This window comes from Klebsiella sp. 141240, assembly GCF_050600805.1.
Taxonomy (GTDB): Bacteria; Pseudomonadota; Gammaproteobacteria; order Enterobacterales; family Enterobacteriaceae; genus Klebsiella; species Klebsiella aerogenes.
Genome location: NZ_JAQIRK010000021.1, coordinates 33,743 through 53,445 on the forward strand (window position 1 = coordinate 33,743; position 19,703 = coordinate 53,445).

The window sequence follows — 19,703 nt, forward strand, 5'->3', positions numbered from 1 at the left end:
TGTTTCCCCTTGTCCTGAAAAAGTTACCGACCCGTCCGGATGGAGGGGTCGGTCAGAAAATCATGACTGTCCCTTGTTCATCTTATCAGCATGCTTACGCAGGTACTCTTTCAGGTCAGCATGAGCGTTGATGATATCGTTCATTTCATCATTGGTCAGAACAAGCGTGTAAGTATCAGTACTGACAGATTCACCTTCTTTAAGCTTGGCTTCTTCAGCAATACGTTCAAAAATCGGGATCGCGGTGTCTGCAATGACGGTCACAGTCTTTTTGTTCAGAACGCTGGACATGGAAGGTGCTTTACCTGCCGGGTTCTGTTTAGGAGCGCTGTCCTTTGGAGCTGGAGCCGGTTCCTGTACCGGTGGCGTATCCAGCGTCTCCGTATTGCTTTCATCGTTCAGTTGATCCGGTACCGGGGTGTTATCGGTAGTATCATCTGCCGGTTGCTCAGCACCGATGTTTTCCGGAGTCTGCGGATCTGCCATGCGCTCTTCTACCTTGGCAGCTTTGACGAATTTCAGCGTGTTTTTCGTCGCCTTGCCATAGATGGAGATCGCTTTGTTGATGTTATCTACCGCATCCTCACCGCTGTACATATACTCGTCCAGTGCAACGTACATGCTCACCTGATCGCTCACAAGCATGGTCTGTAGTTCAGAAGGCAGGTCCAGTACGCGAACCATCTGGCGAAGATGCTGCTCTGATTTACCACGTTTTTTTGCCAGTTCCGCAAAGGTCTTAGGCTCTTCTTTATCTTCAACCAGACGCTTAATTGAAAGCGCTTCAGCTACGACAGACAGCGCCAGGTTGGAGTTGCCGGTCAGGGTGAAGAGTTCTGCTTTTGAAGCGCTACCGCGAAACTCTTCGCAGCGAATACGAGTAATGCGTTCACGCCCTTCTGCTTCCAGCTGGCGGTTTGCAATAGCGATGGAACGGATACGGCAAGCCCCCTGACGCAGTACAGGTACGCCATTAACCATCTGAACAACGATAGGCGTCACGCTGAACGGGTCTTCCATGTAGGCATCGGCCAGGCTGTTCAGGTGTTCCACAACGTGAGGCATTGAATAGTAGAGCTCGCCCATACCGGCCGTGCGGGTGTTAAAGCCTTCCTGCTCTACAACAACCGAAGGGTCAATGATAAGGCCGTTGCCTTTACGGGCACCGTTACCAGTGCGTTCCAGGTAACCACGAAGGCTGATTTCGTTGCTGTTGTTTTTTACTTCAGTTTCGATTGCGGACATTTTTGTTCTCTTTTTTGGTTGGTTGTTTAACTGCGCTACAACACAACAATACCAGGTTCGACATTTTTCCTAATAGGTTGCGGAGAAGAAAAAGTAACTTTTTTTAAAAATTTTCCTGAGGCAATACTACTCGATCCGTCCGTTTTAAATCTTCACAACAGTGGGCCGTTTTTACGTTTAAGCAAAATAACTGGTTCAGAAGGTGACTCAGAGAGAAAAGTTACTTTTCCGGTTGTCTGGGCCAGTGATGGGAGAGTGGCAGGACAGGAATGGCTAAACCGGTGCGGGTCTCTTGTAAGTCGCAGGGGATTCAGGAGATATAGAGGTAAACTGGTACGTTCAGTTTTTGGATTGAGCCGGGCTTTTGGCCCGGGCTTAAGGAAGCAGAAATTTGAACGAACTGGCAGGTAATGCTTTATGCCGCCGACAGCTGGCCGTCAGTGCTTTGCTGTTCTGGTTTGACAGTTGGGGGATAACCGGCAGTTAGCCGCTGGCATTCCGCATCACAGAAAGCCCTGAGGTTGCTGAAGACGGACTCCATGAAATCAGCATGAGCATACGAGTCTACAGGACGTGTCTTGTTATCTTTCATCTTGTTCTCCTCAATCATTATTAAAACCAGCGGATTTAGTTTCTGGCGCTCCATCTGCTGACCGGCTTTCCCAGAGAGCAGCGATGTGTCGGGTTCTTTTTCTCATTTTATCGTTTTCATCGGGCCCATCCGGGCGTATAAGAGACCGATTTGGCATGTTTAGGAAACGTACTGGCGTAATTAAAAGCTGAGGTTGGATTTGGAATAAAAGGATGCTTTTCCCGTTTGTCGGGTCTTTCGCCACCGCTGCACGATGATTCTGTCAGGCATTCTGCGCCCTCCCAGGCTGCACATCTGGAAACAAGCGTTGGGATGTTCCCTTCCCCTGCTCACCGTAGAAAGATCGGCAAGTCCCGACGGTCGTTCCGTACGAGCCGGGTCCAAATAATGAATAAATAAAACGCCGCTTCAATTGTATTGACAATAGAAGTCAGGAGGATCATAGTGTCATTCATGGTGCGGCTTTCGCACCACCGCCCCGGCGGTACCGGGCAGAACTGGAGTACCTCATGAAACTTTCCCGTCAGACGACTTCTGATACTTCTGTTGATGGCCGTTCACGCGCATATGCCTGGGGCCGTGTCCATTATTTCATTATCGAACATGCACCAATGGCTGAGCTGGTCGCTATTGACGAGCTGCTGGAAAAAGCTGGCTGGAGCAATGACGGCTGTCCGAACTATGAGAAAGATGACGAGTTTGGTAATGCTGGTTACAGCTGTGGTTACTGGATCGATATTGACAGCGTGGGAAGCTTCAAGGCTGACTACAAACGTCTTAAGGGGGAGATTAGTGCGCATATCGCCTCAAAGGCGGCAGAGGTGGAGATCCGCGTACTGGACTCGATGTCCGACAAAGAATGTAAAGATGTTGCCTCGGTGGCATCTACTGTTCGCCGTGACTTACGTACGCAGTCCGAATCGCTTCATTCACTGCGTACAATCGTAACGGTTGATCATTACAATCCCTATGTGACCACCAGCCGCCCGCTGAGCATTTCCGCCTGGACACTTATCCACGACTGTCTGAAAACAGGCACCATCAATGACGTCTGTTCACGGTTGAGTTCATTAATCCTGCACTCTGAAGCCGCGATTGCCCGTTGTAAGGGAAGCTCCGACTACTCTTCGGAACACGCTCAGCTATCGTTTTTTGCTGGTAACGACTATGTCACCAGACGCACCCTTGTTGATGCAGCTCACGAAGAGGCTCTGCGAATGAACCGCCGCTTTGATGAACGCATTGCAATGAACGCGGATTCTGATGCCAGAAGGCTCCAGTGCGAATTCAACCTTAGCAACCATGTCGTACAGCGTAGGACCGTTGAATCTGCTCATATCCAGGCACTCAATGAAGACGTCACCCGTTCACAGGCGGAACCACGCTGCCCTGGAAAGCTTCTTCTGAATATGACCAGTCATGAGGAAGTGCGGGACTCACTGAGCGCCTGTTAGTCCAGCGACACCCCCTGCGGCTCTACTACCGGGCCGCAGTCTGCTCCTGCCCAGATGGTGCCAGTGGTGTAATGAATTTGTTTAATAAGGCTAAGTATGATGAATAAAGAACAACTAATCGACAAACTGGAACGCGTGGTATGTGGTCAGTACTCCTACGAAATGCAGGAGCTTGCGTATTCGGCCCTCTGCTGCATTAAAGGCACCCCGGACGACTGCGCTAAGTTCCCTGTTACGCGTCCGCTGCCTGACACCTTAGTGGACGTATGGGACGAAATCGGGCAATACCTTGGCACAGGCAAAGCCATTGAAACTCGCAGTTGCGGCGTTTCGCTTCTGCTTCATGGACACTGCTACGATTCAAATCATGTGCTTTACTGGCGCAATGCTGGCGCACTTCCAGCAGCTTGCGATACGCCACTGGCTGGTGGGTCTCGCAAACTGTTCACCTGCTCAGCCTGTGGAGTGGACGGTCTGGATGAACCACCTGAAACCAGTTGCCACTGCTGCACAGAGGGGGCCCACTGGGTTGAGAGCAGGCTCTTCACCTCCGGGCAGGCAGACCCTGAAGAATTTAGACCCGTGGCGGTCGTGAAAGAGTGTGCAGGCTCAACGCCGGATGATCGGCTCATCTGGAGTGTGATTGAACAGCTCAACGGCGAACTGGCGGAAGGCGATAAACTATTTAAGCGACGCTGACAGATCACGGCAGCATTTATAACAGACGAACTCCAGAATAATTTAAAGCAACCATGAACATGAAAAAGCCCAAAGCTGCATTACAGAATGCCATGAAAGAAGATGTGCCAGCTGTGACACAGATTCAGATGCGATCTACGGTTTCCAGAAAGGTTCGCTATGTAAAACAGGCAAATCGAGAGGGTCTGAAATTATCTGAGTGGATGTCGCGGCATCTCGACGCTGTCTGTGATACCGCAGATGAGATTCATAAAGGCAAACGCTCAACTCCGGTTGCGCCTGGGAAGATTCCCCCAGAGGTATACCAGGTGATATACGATCAGTGCGGCGGGTTCGTGGAGTGTGATGCTAATGCCCAGGTTATCTGGGAAGCCTGCCGTAATGCCATTCTTAACGGAGACAAAGGGTAAACGGCAGGTATCGCCTGTCATTTTACCCTTGTGAGGACAATACTGATGAACCATGAGAGCCGAACTGTATACCTGAACACGGCCATTGAGGCCCTGCTGAAAGCTGAGGCGGCTCTGAACGATCTGGCATTAGCCTATGAGCTTAAACCTGATGAAAAGGCAAGCGCATGCCATCCCAGAACCGGCACACTTTCCACTGCGTCCCAGGTAAAAAAACTCCGCCGTGTCCTTGAGAAGCAGAAGGTATGAAGGGCTGCATCAGCCAGGCCCGGATATAAATACATGCTCTGCCAGGTGAGTACCACTGCCCGGTAGCCGAATGATAAGTTTTGATTTCACGGTTGCAATTTCTCCCTCTGGCATCACTGCTCCACGATGCACCCCGATCAGCTTAGCGTCTGAAAATGAAGATGCACCGGACCTGCATGAAGCGGAACGGTGCCCAGCTGAGTGTTTGTGGGCACAATGAACCGCAATTTCATGATGGGAATGAAAGATGGCTGGTGGCCCGCTGATATGAACGCTTACCCTGCATAACGTTACTAACCACAATCTTTTCACTAAAAGAAAAAAGGGTTCCTCCGCTTTAGAGGAACCCTTTCAAAAGGTGCCGATGGCATACTAATCCACACCCTGAAAAGAGGGGGGTTGCCCCCCTCTTTGTCAGCTACTTACCGGATTCGTAGGCCAGGATAGCAAATACCTCCCTTGTTCCGTCTTTCATCCGCAACTCGCAAAGCGAGTTTCGTGTGAGCCAGGTGAATATCAACAGCGTTAAACAAACTATTAATATGCACAAAACAATGGGTTGGTTCGGCATTTTCATGGCCTTCTTCTCCTTGCATTTAAGCAGGCAAGAGGCTACGCTGTGTGTGACTAGCATACAGGGGCCTCGGGTTGTACTGACCCCAGAAAGTTGGACAGTTAAACACGAGGCATATAGGTCTGATTCCGATATTCAATTGGAGTCAGACCTTTTAATTTCAGGCTAATTCTTCTGCTGTTGTAGTATTCAATATATTCCGTAACAGCATCCTTCAGCTCGCTTATATTACTGAACTCATCAAGATAAAAACACTCCGACTTTAAGGTTCCAAAGAAACACTCCACCACAGCATTATCCAGACAATTGCCTTTTCTGGACATGCTTTGTTTAATACCATGTTCTTTAAGGATATTTTGATATCTTCTCATACGATACTGCCATCCCTGGTCAGAGTGCAGAACAGGATGCTCGTGAGGATTAAGCTTTTTGAATGCCTGATCGAGCATATTCTCGACCATGTTCATCACTGGTCTTTCCGAAAGGCTGTAAGAAATAACTTCGTTGTTGAAGAGATCTATTACTGGAGACAAATACAGCTTGCGCCCATTGACTGCAAATTCAGTAACATCGGTAACCCACTTCTCGTTTGGCCGCGTAGCCTTGAAATCTCTTTGGAGAACATTGGGGGCGGTTTGCCCTACCTCTCCTCTGTAAGAGCGGTATCGCTTGACCTTAATCGCTGCCTTCAGTGAGAGGATTCCCATCAGGCGCTGAACAGCTTTATGGTTAATCTGTTTCCCTTCTCGATGAAGAGACAGCGTTACCCTACGGTATCCGTATCGGCCTCTATTCTCATGATAAATCTCACCAATACGCTTTTTAACGTCCGCATACTTGTCAGGCTTGCTGAGAGCCTTTAGATGGTAATAAAACGTACTGCGCGGTATCTCCGCAGCCCTGAGAAGCTCATCAAGAGGATAAAACTGCCTTAGCTCGTTGAGTACTTTCACTTTTTCGTGGGATGAGCTAAGGCTTTCAGCTTTTTTAGATACACAAGCCGCGTTTCAAGAAATCGAACTTGCCTTTCAAGATCCTCAATGCGTCGGTCTTTTGACAGCTCCAATGCTGATGCCGCTTTTTCTGGATCAACTGATATTGCAATGTTTCTTTTGGTGCCAATCTTGAGCGCGCGTAAACCAGCTTCTCCGCGCTCTTCATAAACCTTCAGCCACCTGGCTACAGAACCACTACCAGCAAGCATAAAGTGAGCAGCAGCCTGATTAAGGGACATGTGCTGCTCGATCACCGCTTTCACGACCTTAATACGCAACTCAGGATCAGCACTAACACCTTTAGGTTTGGGAATTAAACCTTTTTCTCCATGTTTTTCATAGAGGGCAACCCATGTCCTGACCTGGGTTCGGGGGACACCAAAACGTGCCGAGATGATCCTGTAACCATCATCAGTAGTGAAGTAGTGATTCACGACTTCAAGGCGCTTTTCAAAAGGGTATTTTGGCTTTGACATATCAGGGGCTATTCCATTTCATCGTCCAACAAAATGGGTGCAGTACAGGTTAATTGAAAAATTACTCGGGGCTTTCTGCTTTTACCACAGTCAAACAGTGTTACCGCTGGCTGGGGCAAAAGCCTCCAGCACCAGCGTCATTATATCACTCTGCCCTGATCAGCCAAACACCCTGCCTGCATAAATCATTGATTTATAACTTATTTGACATGAGTCACTTCCGGTTGTCGGAGACAGTCTTTTTACACTAAAGAAAAGGGTAACGGGCAGCTGCTTGGTCGGAACATACAGTGCAGTTCCTGCCCGTTTAATTTCCGGATGCAATGGTAGGATCAGGAGGCACTGGTTCCGTTGATTAGGGAAAGCTTATGTGCCTGAATACGGCTGTATTCGAGATGGGATGGAATATTACAGATGCGCTCCAGTCGATCATGCAGCCTCGTGTAGGTCAGTCGATGAATACCGGACATTTCATCAAGTAGCCAGCGCTTGATGTAAGGGTTACAGGAAAGCCGGGCAAGATCGTCGTCATCCACTTCGTCAAAGAACCAGTACTGCTCCATCGGGACTACCTGAAATATCCACGGCCGGGGATAGTCCCCTGTGACAACCAAAAACCATGCGAGAAAGCATAGACACAGCTCAACGATCATCAGCATCGAAAATTGCGAATAACTTAGACCAGGCACATAGGGTGAACTATCCGCAACATACCCCCTGAACAATTCCGCCACAAGGTAGCCCAATAGCGACAAGGCCAGCATCAGGGTCAGGATTAATCCCCCATTAAACGCTACCGAAGCCTTTTGAACCCGATCAGGTGCTGTCCGGCTGCGATAGTTGGTCACTACTCTTTCTACAAGTGCCCTTATGGCAGCCTGTTCTTTACTGACATCAGCTCCGGAAAAACCGGACGGGCTTTTATTTAATTCAGTCATACCCCACTCCTGTTATGTGCTCTACTGAACAAACACGTAGATCATACAGAGCTCACGGACGCACTCCTGCCAGATAAAGGAGGGAATTTGGCTGTAAGACGGTTAGCCAACAGTTCAGGTTATGCGTGGGATCCGGCCAGTCAGAAAGGATTCCGTTATTAACAGGCAAGGTTAAAGGCAGATGGACGTTGAAATTGTGGATGCTAAAAGGGGTATTACTCTTTTTCCTGCATAGCGGCTTTTTCAGCCCGGGTGGCCAGGCGAGCATTTCCGAAAGGTTCACGGACAAGCAGGGGCTTCTCCTTCTTCCAGCCCCTGATAGCCGTTTCTCCAAAACGACGTGGTGCATTGCCGTTCCAGCGAGCAATCACATGATTATCATGAATTTCTATAATGACAACGGGGTGGACAATGACCGTTGTAATGGTGGTATTTCCCATTTTGGTACGGGTTACAGACCAAACCTGCATCCCGGATTCCAGCTGGCTGATTTTCATATTATATCCTTAAGCCAACACGAACTGCGCCACAAAAATTAATGTGGCGCAATTTACCATAAACAATAAACATCAGATACCCGTGAAGAGATTTCCCTTTATTTTAAAATTCTTCTGGAGAAAAAATGATATTTCCAGAAGAAGTCAGCGAAATTCAGAAACGGCCATCACAATGGTGCTGCGCTGACGCTGGCGTTCTGCCTTGCGCTGCCTGCGGCGATAGATCTATTTTGCGCTGACGTAAGGGCAGTCCTCACGGGTATACCAGCAGCAGCCGCAAGGTTCGGGCCGGGGTTTTCCGGCAAGTCCAAATGGTTTCATCAAGTCACCTTTTTAATATTTTTAATGGCAAGATACTTCCCTAACACATTGTTTTATCGCATATAACGCTGTTGCATAAACAGATACAGATAACCCTCAGGAGAAAACATGCAAAGGTTATCAGTGATAACCGCATCCAGATACCGAGTGTCAGTCTGTAAACGTTTTATCACCAGAAAATGTGCTGCCGCAGCCTTAATGCCAGAACTACCGTTTACAACATTATGTATACCCGCTTCGAATAACGAACGAGCATGAATTACCTTTTCCCGGGCCGCTTCGATCTCCGCATTAATAACGCATTGCCGCGCCTGGATGACTGCCTCTCCGGTTAAATCGCGGAAATTCATTAGAGATGTGATCATGATTAACTCTCCAGATTATGTGGAATCATTATAACAACTGGCATCCCGCCACAAATAACCTGAGAAAAATTCTTTGAAATATTCCTATATATAAGGAATTACAGTCGGAAAAGAAACGATGAAATAGCGCCGACCGCTTAAAATCGATAAATTAAAATGGACGGCACTGGAATGAAAAACTGAAAGTAGTAAGACCGTAATTATCCTTCACGGATGTAAGCTTTATAAGAGGAGTACTGGCAAAGCTTTGCCAAGTACTTCGGCGGTTGTGTCTACGATTTTACGGATGTCATCGATCTGCGAAGGCTTATTCAACACCACCGTAAAAAGCTCTCCTTCGTTATCAGCCTGCTCGCAGTTTCCGTATCGGCTCCCGTCGTACAGCTGCACAATACGTGACATAGAAGACTTTGTTTGTTTCATGGCTTTGCACCTGCTTTTAGGCAGTTTGGTTACTGGTTATCAGAAGCTGGTTTCATGCGCTTCCGGCTGGGACACGAACTGGTATTTGACGCCGCCAGGCACACCTACTGCTTCGGCAATAGAGTCGCAAAGCCGCGATAAATCATTTAGTGTCATCGGATATTCAATATCTACAGAATATAAAGCACCTGCATTTTCAGCATCTTCGATGTTTTTATACTGGGCACTAAATATAGCAATGGTCTGAATTTCGTGGTTATGCATGAACCGGTCCTTATTAAATTATAAAAGCCACCCGAGAGTGGCCTGAGTTGAAACTTAAATCTGTGAAGTATTTTTGAGAGATTTTTTGCGATCCAGATGCCGGGCAACAATGGTTCCGATAACAAGTAGCATGATGACCGCACTGAAGAAGGTGCTGTCAGGGACGCCCTGGAAAAAATCACTGAAACTGTAAACAATAAAAATCAATGCGCAAAAATAGAAAACGATACGAACATAAGGGGTAAAAAACATTTTCATCGGTTGCCTTCCATTCAGGGAGAATTCTCAGTAATTACATCACACCTGAAGAGAAACTATTTTCGTATAAATGAGCATTTTCGACATATCAGAGGGGGGGTTTACTCATAAATGAGGTAGTAAGGGTCACACTTGAGGTGAAAGTTACTTTCCTGGCTGCGAACGAACTATCTCAAATGTTAGAGGTGTGCGTTCGCCTTGAGAGCCTCATGCCCTGAGGAGCTCAACTTGAGCCGATAGTATAAACCTGGCTCCAGATGGCTTGCTGGCTGGCATAACTCCACGAGGCCGAGCCGGAACAGGACCGGAGAGCTCCTGCACGTCACATCATCAGGATTCCCCATAAACGTACGCCGTTCTCTGGCCCGTCTGAAATTGCCAGAGATATCATAGACCGTGCCGGATGCCATCCGTCGTAACACGTAAATCTGTGCCATTGTAAGCTTCTGGGCGGAACTGCTTAAACCTGACATACCTTCCCCTCCTTATATAAAACAATCCGCCAGCAGCTCGACTGGCGGACAATGTTTGACTGGCAACAGCAAGGACATACTATTTAGTGACAAGTTTGATCTTGGTTTCACTCATTCGAAGTCGAAACTCCTGAAAACCCTGCTCTACCGCTAACTCCAGCCACTCAACGGGAATGGTATAGCTACAATCAGACCCACCCAAAGCGGCATCACAAGCGTAATCCCAGTCCTCATCCAGTTTTGGATTCATCCCCTGGGCGTAAGCCACAGTATCGCGGGATGCGGGAGAGCCCTCAAGCTCAGCATTAGTGATCAGGTATACACCATGACTGTGCGCGAGAAGCACTTTTGGCACCAGATGTGTGCTGGCAATTTTTGAGGATGAGGGAAAGAAAACCCTACCAGCTTTACGCGCCTCTTCTTCAGTCTGTCCCTCAGCGTTAAGGAGGGCTCCCCCCGGATAGCATGCCGGGTCATAGATCTGATCTGCGGTGACCGAAAACGTTTTTGCGGTGCGAATTTCTTCGATCAGTTTATTAATATCCGCCATTTCAAATACGAGAGTGGTCACAGGCTTACTCTCCCTCTTCAGTGGACAACATCAGATACTTTGTTGCCAGCAGAAGCTCTCCCACATCCTTGAGGGACAATTCAGCTTTGCCTTCTACGGCAAGCTGCAAGCGCTGTCGAATTGCATGAACAGAATCTGAAGATAAAGATGCCATTTTGCGCAAAACGGCATTAGCCTTTTCTACAGCAGGATACAGAATTTCTGAGTTGGTATTATCTTCGTCATTATCAAAGATAATTTCAGAATCCATATTGATGTTATCTTCAAGCCAGCTTGAAAGCACTTCAAGTAATGACATCACCTTTTCAATTTGCATATCGCCTCCTCTGTTAATGTGAAACAAATATAACAAAGTGGCTTACCCGGCTAATAACCTGAGCAGAAAGTTTTCGCACTTTGTTTGAAAACAACTTTTCTGCTCAGGTTAATGTTAAAGTCGCTGTGTAAAAGATAAAGGGCACTAAAGATGATTTAAGCATCAAACAGACTAAATCGGATTCCGTCTTTTATATCGCTTTTAAAATAGAATGAATGAAATATAAATTTAGCGTTTATGATTGAACGCTGTAGAGGTTGATTTATCCAGTGATATTCAGTTTGGGGCCTTAAAAAGGTTTTATTTTGGATTCGAATTACAAAGGGAGCACCGACATTTTTCTGGGGGCTCCCGCAGAGAAAAAGCGGTGAGGCTATGAAGACGAAGAGGAGGTATTCGACGAAATACTGTATGGCCACAGGAGAGCTTCAGCACCCATATCCTGCCGTCTCGCTCGCCTGTAATGATTTCAACATGTACAACGTCATACCACGTAGTTGTATTTCTCACTTTGTTTATGCTTCCTGACACCGTGTGAACGCAATCTTCGTCTGGATGCGTTCATAGATGGAAAACTGCCTTTCAATGGAACCGGCATTAGACAGTAATTCATGAAGCTCAGCAGAGTCTGTATCGGGAACGATAGCTACAGAAACTCCATATCTCCGTCCAATTTTGATTAGGTGCGCAAGCTGTTCTTTTTCGGATTCTGTGAGCATTGCCAGATCTCTTCCGGACACCTGCTCTATAAACGAACCAAGGTTTTTGGGAAAAAAGGGTTCGGCATCAGAGTTATGTGCTGGGCGCGTCTGCGGCTTATCGAAGCTATTGGGCATGAATAGAACCTATACAGTTAGAGAACTGGAGAATGGATAAAGACTCTATGAAAATCAGTTGTGCTACACTCGAATGCTAATCAAGCTTTATGATGGCTTTAGTAGGGATGGCCGTCAACTTAAACCGATAAGAAGGGAGCCATTTATCGTTAAAGTAACTTTCCCGGATGATGCTCTTTTTACGAAATAAGTTTCTCACACTCCTGTATAAGAGTCGCCCTGGAACGAGATCGACTGGCTTTGCTTAATGAAGAGCGTAGTTGATGTTCATCAACCCCATCAGCGATAAACTGACCGATTTTTGTTTCAAGCCGCTGCATTGCCTCGTAAAGCTTGGCATCCGCATTATTTTTAAGAAACCTCAGTATATAATCAGCAATAATTTGGACGGGAGTGAACTTATACATTATGTATCCTTAAGACGTTGCGTTAAATGATTCAAAAAAATTTATAACCAGACGTAAATTATTATACATAAGTAAGCACTTTAGCTAACAAGCTGGAGGAGTGAATTTCGGTTAGCAACTATATTTTAGAAGCTGATTGCTGAATAGACAAAGCCCGGCTTACCGGGCATTCATTTAATTAGATGCTAGAAATCTGACCCGTCGTCTGACTTTTATTCCAGGCAGAGTTAGGAACTAATAATGATGGCCTGGTCAGTTTGAGGAAGCCGGTTTCCTCTGATAAATGCAGGGTGGTTTAAACGAGAAGAAGAAATGGTCATCGCCAGAAATGTCTCTTCACGCGAACGCAGAAATTCCCCCCATGAATAGGTTTCCCATACGTCGTGAGAAAGGTCGGATTCCTTTATGTACCGGGATTGCATTGTTGGCTCAAAATCGACAGGGGCTAAACTGTCATAGGATGGATGAACACGGTACCCCAATCCCTCCTCCGTCTGATGGTATGCATGTGCCAAAAGGACATCGTGGGAGACCAGGTCATAGTCGTTGTCCTGAACGAGCGTTTTTACGGTATGACTAATTTCCCCAAAGCCGTCTATTTCCCAGAGCGTTATCATTGTGAACTCAGCTAAAGTTCGTGGGCTCTTTACCAGAAAGCCATTTAATGCTCGTCGCCCCTTCAGCATGCCAACGTGGTAGGTCTTGTTGGGATAGGGTTTCATTGCCACCAGCGAATCAGCTTTAAGCTCAAGTGACAATTCAGGGACAGACACGGACATGAGAGTACACTTGTTTTTCATATGGTGAAGAATACGTGGCACAAGATGCAGATACATCATTTTCTCCTTTTATGGATATAACTGGCAGATCCTCAGCAGCATCAAAATAGTTAATAGACTTTTTTAATTGGTTAACCACTGTTGATTGACTTGTTTTATGTCTCTGAGAAATTATTCGTTTTGTTTCTGTTCGTTATACTGCTCAAACCAGAAGACGACCGGTTTTACTACAATATGAAGCAAACCAAAACGTTCTGCGGTACGGAAATTCACGCTATATGCGCGAGCCCGTTCAACCTGTTTGGTAATTTCATTTCTCATTCCTTCAACACTAAAAGCTCCTTTAAAAAGGTTGCAGGGAGCGCATGATGGAAATAAGTTTTCTATTGCATGCAGTTCAGGGTGCATAACCTTACCCGTACTTCGGGCAACATGAGTTACGCCGCTGCCGACCGGGGCTCTCACCAGTTCAAAGTCGCGTCGAACAGGCTCAACATGATCGGCATGCCACCCTTTTTCAGGAAGCTTGCAACCACAATAGGCACAACGCCCCCCAAATTTCATTCGCAGCTCAGCTCGCTGTATTTTAGAGATCTTATTTTTAGGTTTTGAGAACCTACCATCAGGTGATTCCGCTTTGGATAACTTTGCTGAGGGCTCAGGTAACTCAACTAAATTCCCGTTGATATTTATCACCTTGACCATATCATTTTCCGCCTTTACTAATCTCACGGGCACAGGAGCTGGCTTAAGTAACCGCTGAAGTTAACAGCCACTGACTGCCTCTACCCAGACCTTCTGTTTATACTCAATAGGCCACCCCTCTTTATCTGCCCGGATGACGCAATCATTTACCGTGGTGCGTGACCGGATACGAACATCAAGCGGAAGCGAATCGTTATCCACACGAGCCTGTGCCTCATTTAAAATGCGTAAAAACATCTCTTTGGTCATTCAGATACCCCCTCAACTTTGCGAATTTTGATCAGATGAGGGCGATTCAGTTTACAAAGTTGTTCTGTCGCTTCATCAATCGAATTGAACCGATGAGCCTCTTCGATATTTAAAGTCCAGTATTTCGCTTTCCCTTCTCCCAGATCGGACTCAAAATAATTTCGCTTTACATCCATTTTTTTAGGCCTGCCATTTATCTTGACGACATTATGTCTGTCATCAAAAAGAAATTCGTCCCCCTCAAAAGTGATTAATACAAATGGCCCCTCAGGCTTGGAAGTCCGGGGACTTCCCATTTTCAAAGTCATACTTCAGCCTCTCGATAGAACTCATGAAACCTCAAATTAAAATGGACTCACACCACACTGATTCAGTATTCCTCCTGAACCCCATTAGGCTCTGTTGTGATTTCATATTTAATACCGCCAGGTGCTCCCACAGCGTCCGCGACCGACTCACACAGCAGCGAGAGATCGTTGAGGGTCATTGGGTGTTCAATGTCCAGCGTGAAGAGTTTCCCGGCTTGCTTGGCGGCTGTCTTGTCAGCATGTTCAGCATTAAAAAGGTATACGGTGTGTTTTTCCTGAGCGGGGGTATTTTGATTTTGCATTGATGATCCTTTTGTTTAGTTCCCCGATTCCGGGGGTGAGTGAATTAATTTAAATTTATATTTGTCTGGTTTAATTAGAACGTTTCCAGGCTATGCGTAAACAGGTAATGCAAAGGCTGTATCAACAGGATTAAAGTTACTTTTCTGGATGCAGCAACGCTTGGACATGATGTCCACATTACATCACGATCAAAGCTAAGTTTTTTTTGTATAACCCCTTCATTTTCGTGTGTTTCGCGTTTCAGACGCTTATACGACCTGCCTGACCATCCTCATCAGAAGGCGGTTTAACAGTCCTTTCGCTGTCGGGCGATTGCTATCGACATAGTAAAAACCTGTTTTGGTCGTACCGTGAGCACTGCTCAGCACCCTCAGTTCCCAGATAACGTCACGGATAACGCCGCCATTTTCTGGCTTAAGGCATTCAGATAAATGGCGCATGAAACGAGCTCTTACGGCACGGTAATAGCGGAACTCCTCTGGCTGGTTAGTATTTTCTTTCACCCGGAGTCGCTGGTTACACAGAGTTAGAACTGCATCCATCATTCCCGCCTTCAGCTTCGCCTGGATCGCACCTTGTTGCTGTTCCCTCTCACCTTCGAGTAACGTTAAGATTCTTTCTCCGAGTGCCGTCTTGTTGTGTACGTGCAACTGTACACAGGCAGCTACGCATGCCCAGAATCTGAACTTTTTTATCTGTCCACGCAATTTCCGGGCTACAACCTGACGGTATGCAGTATCGCTGAGTATTTTAAAACGCCGACTGGCAACCAGCTCTGGAAGCGACACTCTTTCGCCTATCCCCAGGCGGGAAAAGGTTTGTCCCCGTTGTGCGAGACGATGATAGACAGCGCCCTTCCCTTTTGAAATTCGGACCGCGCCATAACGAAGAAGATACTGAGCAGCAGTCGTTGGAGTAAACTCACCGTCAGCGATGCTCTGGCGTAACCCGTCGTATTCATGCCAGATAATCCAGGACGCCGTATCTTCTTCAACAGTCAGCTCATCCTCTTCCTCGAATGCCACGACGACAGAACTGCTCTCTCCGGTCTTTAGGCTACGTGAAGCCCTGGGGTCAGCCTGCCCGTCAAAATAGGTCATCAGCGGCAACGTATCAGTCAGTCCATCATAAGCTGTACCGAACCGGCCTCCGGGCAGTTTCATCCAGAGTGGAGCTGGCATTGGTGTACGGGCCACAGGCAGCATGTCAGGCTCATCCTCAAGAAGGTCCAGATCGGCCTCTTCCCAGACTCTGCGATAGATCTCAATTGCCCGAAACGGGCGAGGGTTGAAACAGTGCAACGACCAGAGGAAATCAACGTGGATCACGTTTGCTTCATGTACAAGCCGAAATTGTGGCTCAGCCATACGACGGTTATAAGCCGTATCGTCCACCTCGCCGGAAAGTAGCTTTCTGCGATGCTTTGCCGCACGTCTGGCTTCAACATAATCAAGGCTGCAACAGACATGAAAAAGACGTTCAGTCAGGGACGAAGAAAAGATATTGGGTTGAAGACGCACATACCCGCCTTCGAACACTTTACGACCGATATAATCCCGCAGGCTCCAGTCGTACTGGATCTTAGAAAGAAATCGCTGAAGACGACTTAGGCCTGCCTGATAACCATATTTCTCAGGGTCAGTGCGAAGGAGCGTTTCCATTGAATGGTCAACCCCTACGGCTGTGCAAAGCGAGCACCCATATCTAGCCCCACAAGCTGAGGTTCGCGTGGGTTTCTCCGGCGACCAGATACACTCTCCGGTGGCGTCTTTATAAAGCGTTGCCAGGCTGAAGTTATCCGGCATAAAGCTTGGTAAAGGGAAGCGGGATTCGGAACCACAGGCCATTAGAAAAGACCAGATGTCCTGAGTGCGCCACTCCTTTACTGGATAGAGTTCACCACCGTGCTCAGTCAGGGTTACTTTCCTCGCCTGCCCTCCCATTTTGAGGATATTTCCGGCCCTTCGGGCACTTTCATCATCCCTGGAGCCCAGCATCAGGCATACCCTGCTTCGTACGGATGCCGGGGCGTTTTTTAGATAACGAGCTTTGGCCTTGCGCAGGGGGGCGATTTTGTAGTCGGTTGAGCACTGACGGGTTGAAGAATTAGTCCAGGTCGGAAGTCCACGTCCAGTCAGAATGCGGCCTACCCAGCTCTGCGTAAGAGACGGTTGGGCGACAAGGACTGTGACCGGTAGCTGGTGTTCAGCAATGAACATTCTAAGCTGGTTGAGAACCTGTGAAGCCTGATAGTGCATCTCAGGGTTTTCGATCAGCGTATCGGACATCTGAATGAAATGATGTTCGCTGATATTTGTGCCGTTACGTACTGCCCTGATCAATGCCATCAGAAATAGGTGAAGAAGAGAATGGGAGTCTTTACCGCCACTGTATCCCACGCACATCGTCCATCCGTCCGTAATAGCCTGATAAATAGCAGATGTGGCTGACGTGACCAGAGAAGAAAGACTCACAGTCTCCTTTTCATCGGTATAGTTCAGATCGGCATCGGTTGTCAGGGTCTCCCAAACATCAGCCCATTTATCATGTTTCAAAATGGCAGCATTAGCCGCCTCAGGAAAAATAACTTCTGAGGGTAATTCAAGGAATGAGTCACTTTTTTCAATAAACATATATTTTCCTGAACCACGGCATATGCTGCATCACTGATATTTTTATTAGAACTTTAAAATAACTACAGCGCAACCATTTAGCGAAATTATATTAAATCAAAATCACGCAAATTTAATTCTTAAATAGATTTAAAATAAAAACCCATTGTAATTTAATCTCCCAGCACAGCTATTAGATATAGGTTGGTGGTGTAATAAAAGCCGTGACATTTGTTTTCAACTCAGACAGCGGAATTGAAGGAGTGTTAAGAGTCATGTCATCACCACAATGGCGTGGTAGAGCAGAAAGCTGAAATGAATCTTTCATCACCCTAATAACCGGGCATTCCGTACGTGCTGATGGCATTACTTCCCGCAGCATCGCTTCCTGCCTTGTGCTATCGCTATGCTTATATTCATCCTGGTCTGTTATTTCTTGAATTTCATCTTCACCACAAAATGACCAGTTAGCGTCATAGAAGTAAAACTCAGTTAACTGAAGATCGTTTTTTTTCACGTATGTCGCCAATTTGCGGATACGCTGTTCAAGCATTGTATCTATCCGTAAGGAAACACTTTGCGGAACATCACTTGCAAAGTCATTGATGCAAACAACGGTAGATACTATGAATTTATTGGTCATGGCAGGCTCCAGGCCACCGGGGGAACCGGTGGCTACGGTTATCAGGCAGGCTTATGCGCCGCAAAGGGTGTCAAGGGAAGGAAGAAGCTTGCTCAGCTTGTCGTAATCGAGCGGAGACAGTTCTGTAACGAGTTCGACCGAAAGACTGGTGTTGTCTTCTTCACTCAGAATATAGATTCCGTCTTCTGGCTCTTTTCCGGCACATGCCTTCAGTCGTCTGTTAACGACCTCCTGGGCTGAATCCGCTACGTCGCAGCTCAGGACATAGCTTGCCACATAGCTGCTCTCACCGTGGTAATGCGTCACTTTACACAGAGCATACTGGATACCGGCTTTGTGAGCCTCATTCATGAGACGAGAAAACTGACAGCCATCCTGGTAATAGTGGGTATCCTTTGTGACCAGAATAGTCATACCCCCAAATTCATCTGTCCGGCTTTTACTGCATGTAAATGCAGCAGTAATTGTTACCATTTCCGGGAGGTCGAATACCGACAGCACGGCAGTTGTGAGGCAAATTGCATGGTCAAGATCAATAGTCTCTCCATGAAAAACTGACAGCCCACTGCTGTTAACTTCTGTTGCGAACGACAGTTCATAATTACAGTCTGGGCAGGATGGTTGCCCAAAGCTCGGCTCTGAAGGGTCATACTCAGGGTGGTTCTCAATAATACTGAGAATCAGCTTCTCAGTCAGAGAACAATCTGCCAGTGGCTTATCAAGCAAACGCTCACCTTCTGCAATTTCTGCTTCGGTAACGAATGTGATTGCTTCTTGTGCCATTTTAGCCTGCTCCTGAGTGCAGGGAATAATAAACGACGCCAGAGTATAATTATCTGCCACAGTTGACTCCTTGATTATTTAATTAATGTATTTGATGAGAAGATCATAACAAACACACTACTACCAACTAATAACCTGAAGTCGTTTTTTTAGAAAAAATATTAAGAAGAATATGAACACCACCTCATCTTAAATTAATATTGTTCAGGATTAATATTCATTTTTGCAAATAAAAACCGCCAGACGGCGGCTTTTATAAAGAGGGAAATATCATTGGAAGCTGAAATTACTTCACGGCAGGCCGACAAATTACGCGACTGCTGTGAGCTGAAGCGAAACTTGTAGAGGAAACTATAATCACCTTTTCTAAGTCGTCGGCACTGTCGGCAATATGATGCCGAAAAGCCTCCTCTGCATCACCAGGGGAATCGGCTTCGACCGGGTAGGCCTGATCATCATCATCAAACATAATGCGCCCGGAAATGAGATAAAGTCGGCTCAAATCTGGCGTCGCTGCGCTCGTGCTTCGTTCGTTCAGATTCATTTTTTCTCCGTCTGTTGCTCGTAAAAAGAATGACGCCGGTTTAAAAGGCGTCGCCAGGGTTCAGGCTAAAACGCAGGGTTGCCATCGAGGAAGCTCATTGGCTGGCCAATAGCGGATGCCACCCTGAGAATTTCACCTGGTGTGGCATAGCGCAGCATTTCTGAGCGTCCAAATTTCTGATACTCATCTACTGACATCTTTCTCCACTCGGGGTGAGGATCTTTTCCGCACAGTGACCAGTTGCTTTCAGAGGAATCACGACGGAGAACGTACACATCAAGCGAGGCTGTAAGCCCGCTTCCATATCCCCGCTGCGCTACAATACGAACCTGAGAACCATCGTCGCGTTGCAACGTCTGGGTTAATTTCGTGATAGGATCCTGAGAATGCATGCCATTTACCTCGTTTTTAAAA

At 46.9% G+C, this 19,703-nt stretch carries 28 protein-coding genes and 1 pseudogene; 4 read left to right on the forward strand and 25 right to left on the reverse strand.

The features are described 5' to 3' along the window. Positions 1–60: 60 nt before the first annotated feature. Positions 61–1,245 carry a hypothetical protein gene (locus PGQ95_RS23280; protein ID WP_001272970.1) on the reverse strand — a complete coding sequence of 395 codons (1,185 nt, stop codon included), beginning with the start codon at positions 1,243–1,245 and terminating at the stop codon, positions 61–63. Positions 1,246–1,660: 415 nt separating this feature from the next. Further along, positions 1,661–1,837 (reverse strand): hypothetical protein, encoded by a 177-nt coding sequence (locus PGQ95_RS23285; protein ID WP_001371930.1) that lies wholly within the window; start codon positions 1,835–1,837, stop codon positions 1,661–1,663. 509 nt (positions 1,838–2,346) lie between these two features. On the opposite strand from PGQ95_RS23285, the gene PGQ95_RS23290 reads away from it, so the two are divergent. The 4 genes from PGQ95_RS23290 (at position 2,347) to PGQ95_RS23305 (ending at position 4,649) form a co-directional block, all read left to right on the forward strand. Further along, positions 2,347–3,291: a DUF5417 domain-containing protein gene (locus PGQ95_RS23290; RefSeq protein WP_000778030.1), complete on the forward strand. Its 945-nt coding sequence runs from the start codon at positions 2,347–2,349 to the stop codon at positions 3,289–3,291. Positions 3,292–3,387: 96 nt separating this feature from the next. After that, the gene (locus PGQ95_RS23295; RefSeq protein WP_001424602.1) at positions 3,388–3,990 is read left to right on the forward strand and encodes a hypothetical protein; all 603 of its coding nucleotides are present in this window, start codon (positions 3,388–3,390) and stop codon (positions 3,988–3,990) included. 59 nt (positions 3,991–4,049) lie between these two features. Then, the gene (locus tag PGQ95_RS23300) at positions 4,050–4,400 is read left to right on the forward strand and encodes a hypothetical protein (protein ID WP_000743060.1); all 351 of its coding nucleotides are present in this window, start codon (positions 4,050–4,052) and stop codon (positions 4,398–4,400) included. A 45-nt stretch (positions 4,401–4,445) separates the two neighbouring features. Beyond that, positions 4,446–4,649, forward strand: a complete 204-nt coding sequence (locus PGQ95_RS23305; RefSeq protein ID WP_001015182.1) for a hypothetical protein — start codon at positions 4,446–4,448, stop codon at positions 4,647–4,649. 418 nt (positions 4,650–5,067) lie between these two features. Here PGQ95_RS23305 and PGQ95_RS23310 read toward each other — a convergent pair whose 3' ends face one another. The 23 genes and pseudogenes from PGQ95_RS23310 to PGQ95_RS23420 all read right to left on the reverse strand — a co-directional run bounded on the left by PGQ95_RS23310 (position 5,068) and on the right by PGQ95_RS23420 (position 19,681). After that, positions 5,068–5,187: a type I toxin-antitoxin system Hok family toxin gene (locus PGQ95_RS23310; protein ID WP_223165953.1), complete on the reverse strand. Its 120-nt coding sequence runs from the start codon at positions 5,185–5,187 to the stop codon at positions 5,068–5,070. Then, positions 5,135–5,245 (reverse strand): annotated as a pseudogene (locus PGQ95_RS23315) (DUF5431 family protein); the annotation flags it as partial. The pseudogene PGQ95_RS23315 and the gene PGQ95_RS23310, both read right to left, overlap by 53 nt. Before the next feature lie 79 nt (positions 5,246–5,324). Further along, a protein-coding gene (locus tag PGQ95_RS23320; RefSeq protein WP_087522250.1) for an IS3-like element IS150 family transposase occupies positions 5,325–6,694 on the reverse strand; the annotation gives its coding sequence in 2 pieces (ribosomal slippage) (positions 5,325–6,214 and positions 6,214–6,694; 1,371 coding nt in all). 332 nt (positions 6,695–7,026) lie between these two features. Then, positions 7,027–7,632, reverse strand: coding sequence for a hypothetical protein (locus PGQ95_RS23325; protein ID WP_000137793.1), 606 nt, complete (start codon positions 7,630–7,632; stop codon positions 7,027–7,029). A 215-nt stretch (positions 7,633–7,847) separates the two neighbouring features. Beyond that, positions 7,848–8,129, reverse strand: a complete 282-nt coding sequence (locus PGQ95_RS23330) for a hypothetical protein (RefSeq protein ID WP_000703843.1) — start codon at positions 8,127–8,129, stop codon at positions 7,848–7,850. 374 nt (positions 8,130–8,503) lie between these two features. Then, positions 8,504–8,815, reverse strand: a complete 312-nt coding sequence (locus PGQ95_RS23335) for a hypothetical protein (RefSeq protein ID WP_001424621.1) — start codon at positions 8,813–8,815, stop codon at positions 8,504–8,506. Between the two features lie 222 nt (positions 8,816–9,037). Next, positions 9,038–9,238, reverse strand: a complete 201-nt coding sequence (locus PGQ95_RS23340; RefSeq protein ID WP_000814954.1) for a hypothetical protein — start codon at positions 9,236–9,238, stop codon at positions 9,038–9,040. Between the two features lie 39 nt (positions 9,239–9,277). Further along, on the reverse strand, positions 9,278–9,502 hold the full coding sequence (locus tag PGQ95_RS23345) for a hypothetical protein (protein ID WP_000551490.1): 225 nt from the start codon (positions 9,500–9,502) through the stop codon (positions 9,278–9,280). Positions 9,503–9,556: 54 nt separating this feature from the next. Further along, on the reverse strand, positions 9,557–9,760 hold the full coding sequence (locus PGQ95_RS23350) for a hypothetical protein (RefSeq protein WP_000781545.1): 204 nt from the start codon (positions 9,758–9,760) through the stop codon (positions 9,557–9,559). 552 nt (positions 9,761–10,312) lie between these two features. Next, the gene (locus PGQ95_RS23355) at positions 10,313–10,804 is read right to left on the reverse strand and encodes a DUF3085 domain-containing protein (RefSeq protein ID WP_001424592.1); all 492 of its coding nucleotides are present in this window, start codon (positions 10,802–10,804) and stop codon (positions 10,313–10,315) included. Between the two features lie 4 nt (positions 10,805–10,808). Beyond that, a complete protein-coding gene (locus PGQ95_RS23360) occupies positions 10,809–11,120 on the reverse strand; it encodes a DUF957 domain-containing protein (protein WP_001165367.1) in 312 nt (103 codons plus the stop codon). Between the two features lie 515 nt (positions 11,121–11,635). Further along, positions 11,636–11,956, reverse strand: a complete 321-nt coding sequence (locus PGQ95_RS23365; protein ID WP_001133831.1) for a hypothetical protein — start codon at positions 11,954–11,956, stop codon at positions 11,636–11,638. A 179-nt stretch (positions 11,957–12,135) separates the two neighbouring features. Continuing rightward, the gene (locus PGQ95_RS23370) at positions 12,136–12,363 is read right to left on the reverse strand and encodes a hypothetical protein (RefSeq protein ID WP_000276410.1); all 228 of its coding nucleotides are present in this window, start codon (positions 12,361–12,363) and stop codon (positions 12,136–12,138) included. Positions 12,364–12,590: 227 nt separating this feature from the next. After that, complete coding sequence (locus PGQ95_RS23375) at positions 12,591–13,202, reverse strand: DUF6012 family protein (RefSeq protein ID WP_077248242.1); 612 nt, start codon at positions 13,200–13,202, stop codon at positions 12,591–12,593. A 111-nt stretch (positions 13,203–13,313) separates the two neighbouring features. Then, positions 13,314–13,847, reverse strand: coding sequence for an HNH endonuclease (locus tag PGQ95_RS23380; RefSeq protein WP_000241454.1), 534 nt, complete (start codon positions 13,845–13,847; stop codon positions 13,314–13,316). Positions 13,848–13,907: 60 nt separating this feature from the next. Beyond that, positions 13,908–14,096 (reverse strand): hypothetical protein, encoded by a 189-nt coding sequence (locus tag PGQ95_RS23385; protein WP_000159618.1) that lies wholly within the window; start codon positions 14,094–14,096, stop codon positions 13,908–13,910. Next, positions 14,093–14,404, reverse strand: a complete 312-nt coding sequence (locus tag PGQ95_RS23390) for a hypothetical protein (protein WP_000172889.1) — start codon at positions 14,402–14,404, stop codon at positions 14,093–14,095. Before PGQ95_RS23390 ends, PGQ95_RS23385 begins: the two co-directional genes overlap by 4 nt. Positions 14,405–14,466: 62 nt before the next feature. Next, positions 14,467–14,706: a hypothetical protein gene (locus tag PGQ95_RS23395; protein ID WP_001180999.1), complete on the reverse strand. Its 240-nt coding sequence runs from the start codon at positions 14,704–14,706 to the stop codon at positions 14,467–14,469. A gap of 249 nt (positions 14,707–14,955) precedes the next feature. Beyond that, a complete protein-coding gene (locus PGQ95_RS23400) occupies positions 14,956–17,340 on the reverse strand; it encodes a phosphoadenosine phosphosulfate reductase family protein (RefSeq protein WP_000469466.1) in 2,385 nt (794 codons plus the stop codon). A 172-nt stretch (positions 17,341–17,512) separates the two neighbouring features. Further along, the gene (locus PGQ95_RS23405) at positions 17,513–17,962 is read right to left on the reverse strand and encodes a hypothetical protein (protein WP_000182314.1); all 450 of its coding nucleotides are present in this window, start codon (positions 17,960–17,962) and stop codon (positions 17,513–17,515) included. A 51-nt stretch (positions 17,963–18,013) separates the two neighbouring features. Continuing rightward, entirely contained in the window at positions 18,014–18,805 is a 792-nt protein-coding gene (locus PGQ95_RS23410; protein WP_000774870.1) for a hypothetical protein, read from the reverse strand. A gap of 226 nt (positions 18,806–19,031) precedes the next feature. After that, positions 19,032–19,289, reverse strand: coding sequence for a hypothetical protein (locus PGQ95_RS23415; RefSeq protein WP_042634392.1), 258 nt, complete (start codon positions 19,287–19,289; stop codon positions 19,032–19,034). Between the two features lie 65 nt (positions 19,290–19,354). Continuing rightward, complete coding sequence (locus PGQ95_RS23420) at positions 19,355–19,681, reverse strand: hypothetical protein (protein ID WP_000556022.1); 327 nt, start codon at positions 19,679–19,681, stop codon at positions 19,355–19,357. Between the last annotated feature and the right edge of the window lie 22 nt (positions 19,682–19,703).

Bases quoted from the DNA above. Each gene is read 5' to 3' on its own strand.
- PGQ95_RS23280 (WP_001272970.1), bottom strand. From the start codon at position 1,245: ATGTCCGCAATCGAAACTGAAGTAAAAAACAACAGCAACGAAATCAGC.
- PGQ95_RS23285 (WP_001371930.1), bottom strand. From the start codon at position 1,837: ATGAAAGATAACAAGACACGTCCTGTAGACTCGTATGCTCATGCTGAT.
- PGQ95_RS23290 (WP_000778030.1), top strand. From the start codon at position 2,347: ATGAAACTTTCCCGTCAGACGACTTCTGATACTTCTGTTGATGGCCGT.
- PGQ95_RS23295 (WP_001424602.1), top strand. From the start codon at position 3,388: ATGATGAATAAAGAACAACTAATCGACAAACTGGAACGCGTGGTATGT.
- PGQ95_RS23300 (WP_000743060.1), top strand. From the start codon at position 4,050: ATGAAAAAGCCCAAAGCTGCATTACAGAATGCCATGAAAGAAGATGTG.
- PGQ95_RS23305 (WP_001015182.1), top strand. From the start codon at position 4,446: ATGAACCATGAGAGCCGAACTGTATACCTGAACACGGCCATTGAGGCC.
- PGQ95_RS23325 (WP_000137793.1), bottom strand. From the start codon at position 7,632: ATGACTGAATTAAATAAAAGCCCGTCCGGTTTTTCCGGAGCTGATGTC.
- PGQ95_RS23330 (WP_000703843.1), bottom strand. From the start codon at position 8,129: ATGAAAATCAGCCAGCTGGAATCCGGGATGCAGGTTTGGTCTGTAACC.
- PGQ95_RS23335 (WP_001424621.1), bottom strand. From the start codon at position 8,815: ATGATCACATCTCTAATGAATTTCCGCGATTTAACCGGAGAGGCAGTC.
- PGQ95_RS23340 (WP_000814954.1), bottom strand. From the start codon at position 9,238: ATGAAACAAACAAAGTCTTCTATGTCACGTATTGTGCAGCTGTACGAC.
- PGQ95_RS23345 (WP_000551490.1), bottom strand. From the start codon at position 9,502: ATGCATAACCACGAAATTCAGACCATTGCTATATTTAGTGCCCAGTAT.
- PGQ95_RS23350 (WP_000781545.1), bottom strand. From the start codon at position 9,760: ATGAAAATGTTTTTTACCCCTTATGTTCGTATCGTTTTCTATTTTTGC.
- PGQ95_RS23360 (WP_001165367.1), bottom strand. From the start codon at position 11,120: ATGCAAATTGAAAAGGTGATGTCATTACTTGAAGTGCTTTCAAGCTGG.
- PGQ95_RS23365 (WP_001133831.1), bottom strand. From the start codon at position 11,956: ATGCCCAATAGCTTCGATAAGCCGCAGACGCGCCCAGCACATAACTCT.
- PGQ95_RS23370 (WP_000276410.1), bottom strand. From the start codon at position 12,363: ATGTATAAGTTCACTCCCGTCCAAATTATTGCTGATTATATACTGAGG.
- PGQ95_RS23375 (WP_077248242.1), bottom strand. From the start codon at position 13,202: ATGATGTATCTGCATCTTGTGCCACGTATTCTTCACCATATGAAAAAC.
- PGQ95_RS23380 (WP_000241454.1), bottom strand. From the start codon at position 13,847: ATGGTCAAGGTGATAAATATCAACGGGAATTTAGTTGAGTTACCTGAG.
- PGQ95_RS23385 (WP_000159618.1), bottom strand. From the start codon at position 14,096: ATGACCAAAGAGATGTTTTTACGCATTTTAAATGAGGCACAGGCTCGT.
- PGQ95_RS23390 (WP_000172889.1), bottom strand. From the start codon at position 14,404: ATGACTTTGAAAATGGGAAGTCCCCGGACTTCCAAGCCTGAGGGGCCA.
- PGQ95_RS23395 (WP_001180999.1), bottom strand. From the start codon at position 14,706: ATGCAAAATCAAAATACCCCCGCTCAGGAAAAACACACCGTATACCTT.
- PGQ95_RS23400 (WP_000469466.1), bottom strand. From the start codon at position 17,340: ATGTTTATTGAAAAAAGTGACTCATTCCTTGAATTACCCTCAGAAGTT.
- PGQ95_RS23405 (WP_000182314.1), bottom strand. From the start codon at position 17,962: ATGACCAATAAATTCATAGTATCTACCGTTGTTTGCATCAATGACTTT.
- PGQ95_RS23415 (WP_042634392.1), bottom strand. From the start codon at position 19,289: ATGAATCTGAACGAACGAAGCACGAGCGCAGCGACGCCAGATTTGAGC.
- PGQ95_RS23420 (WP_000556022.1), bottom strand. From the start codon at position 19,681: ATGCATTCTCAGGATCCTATCACGAAATTAACCCAGACGTTGCAACGC.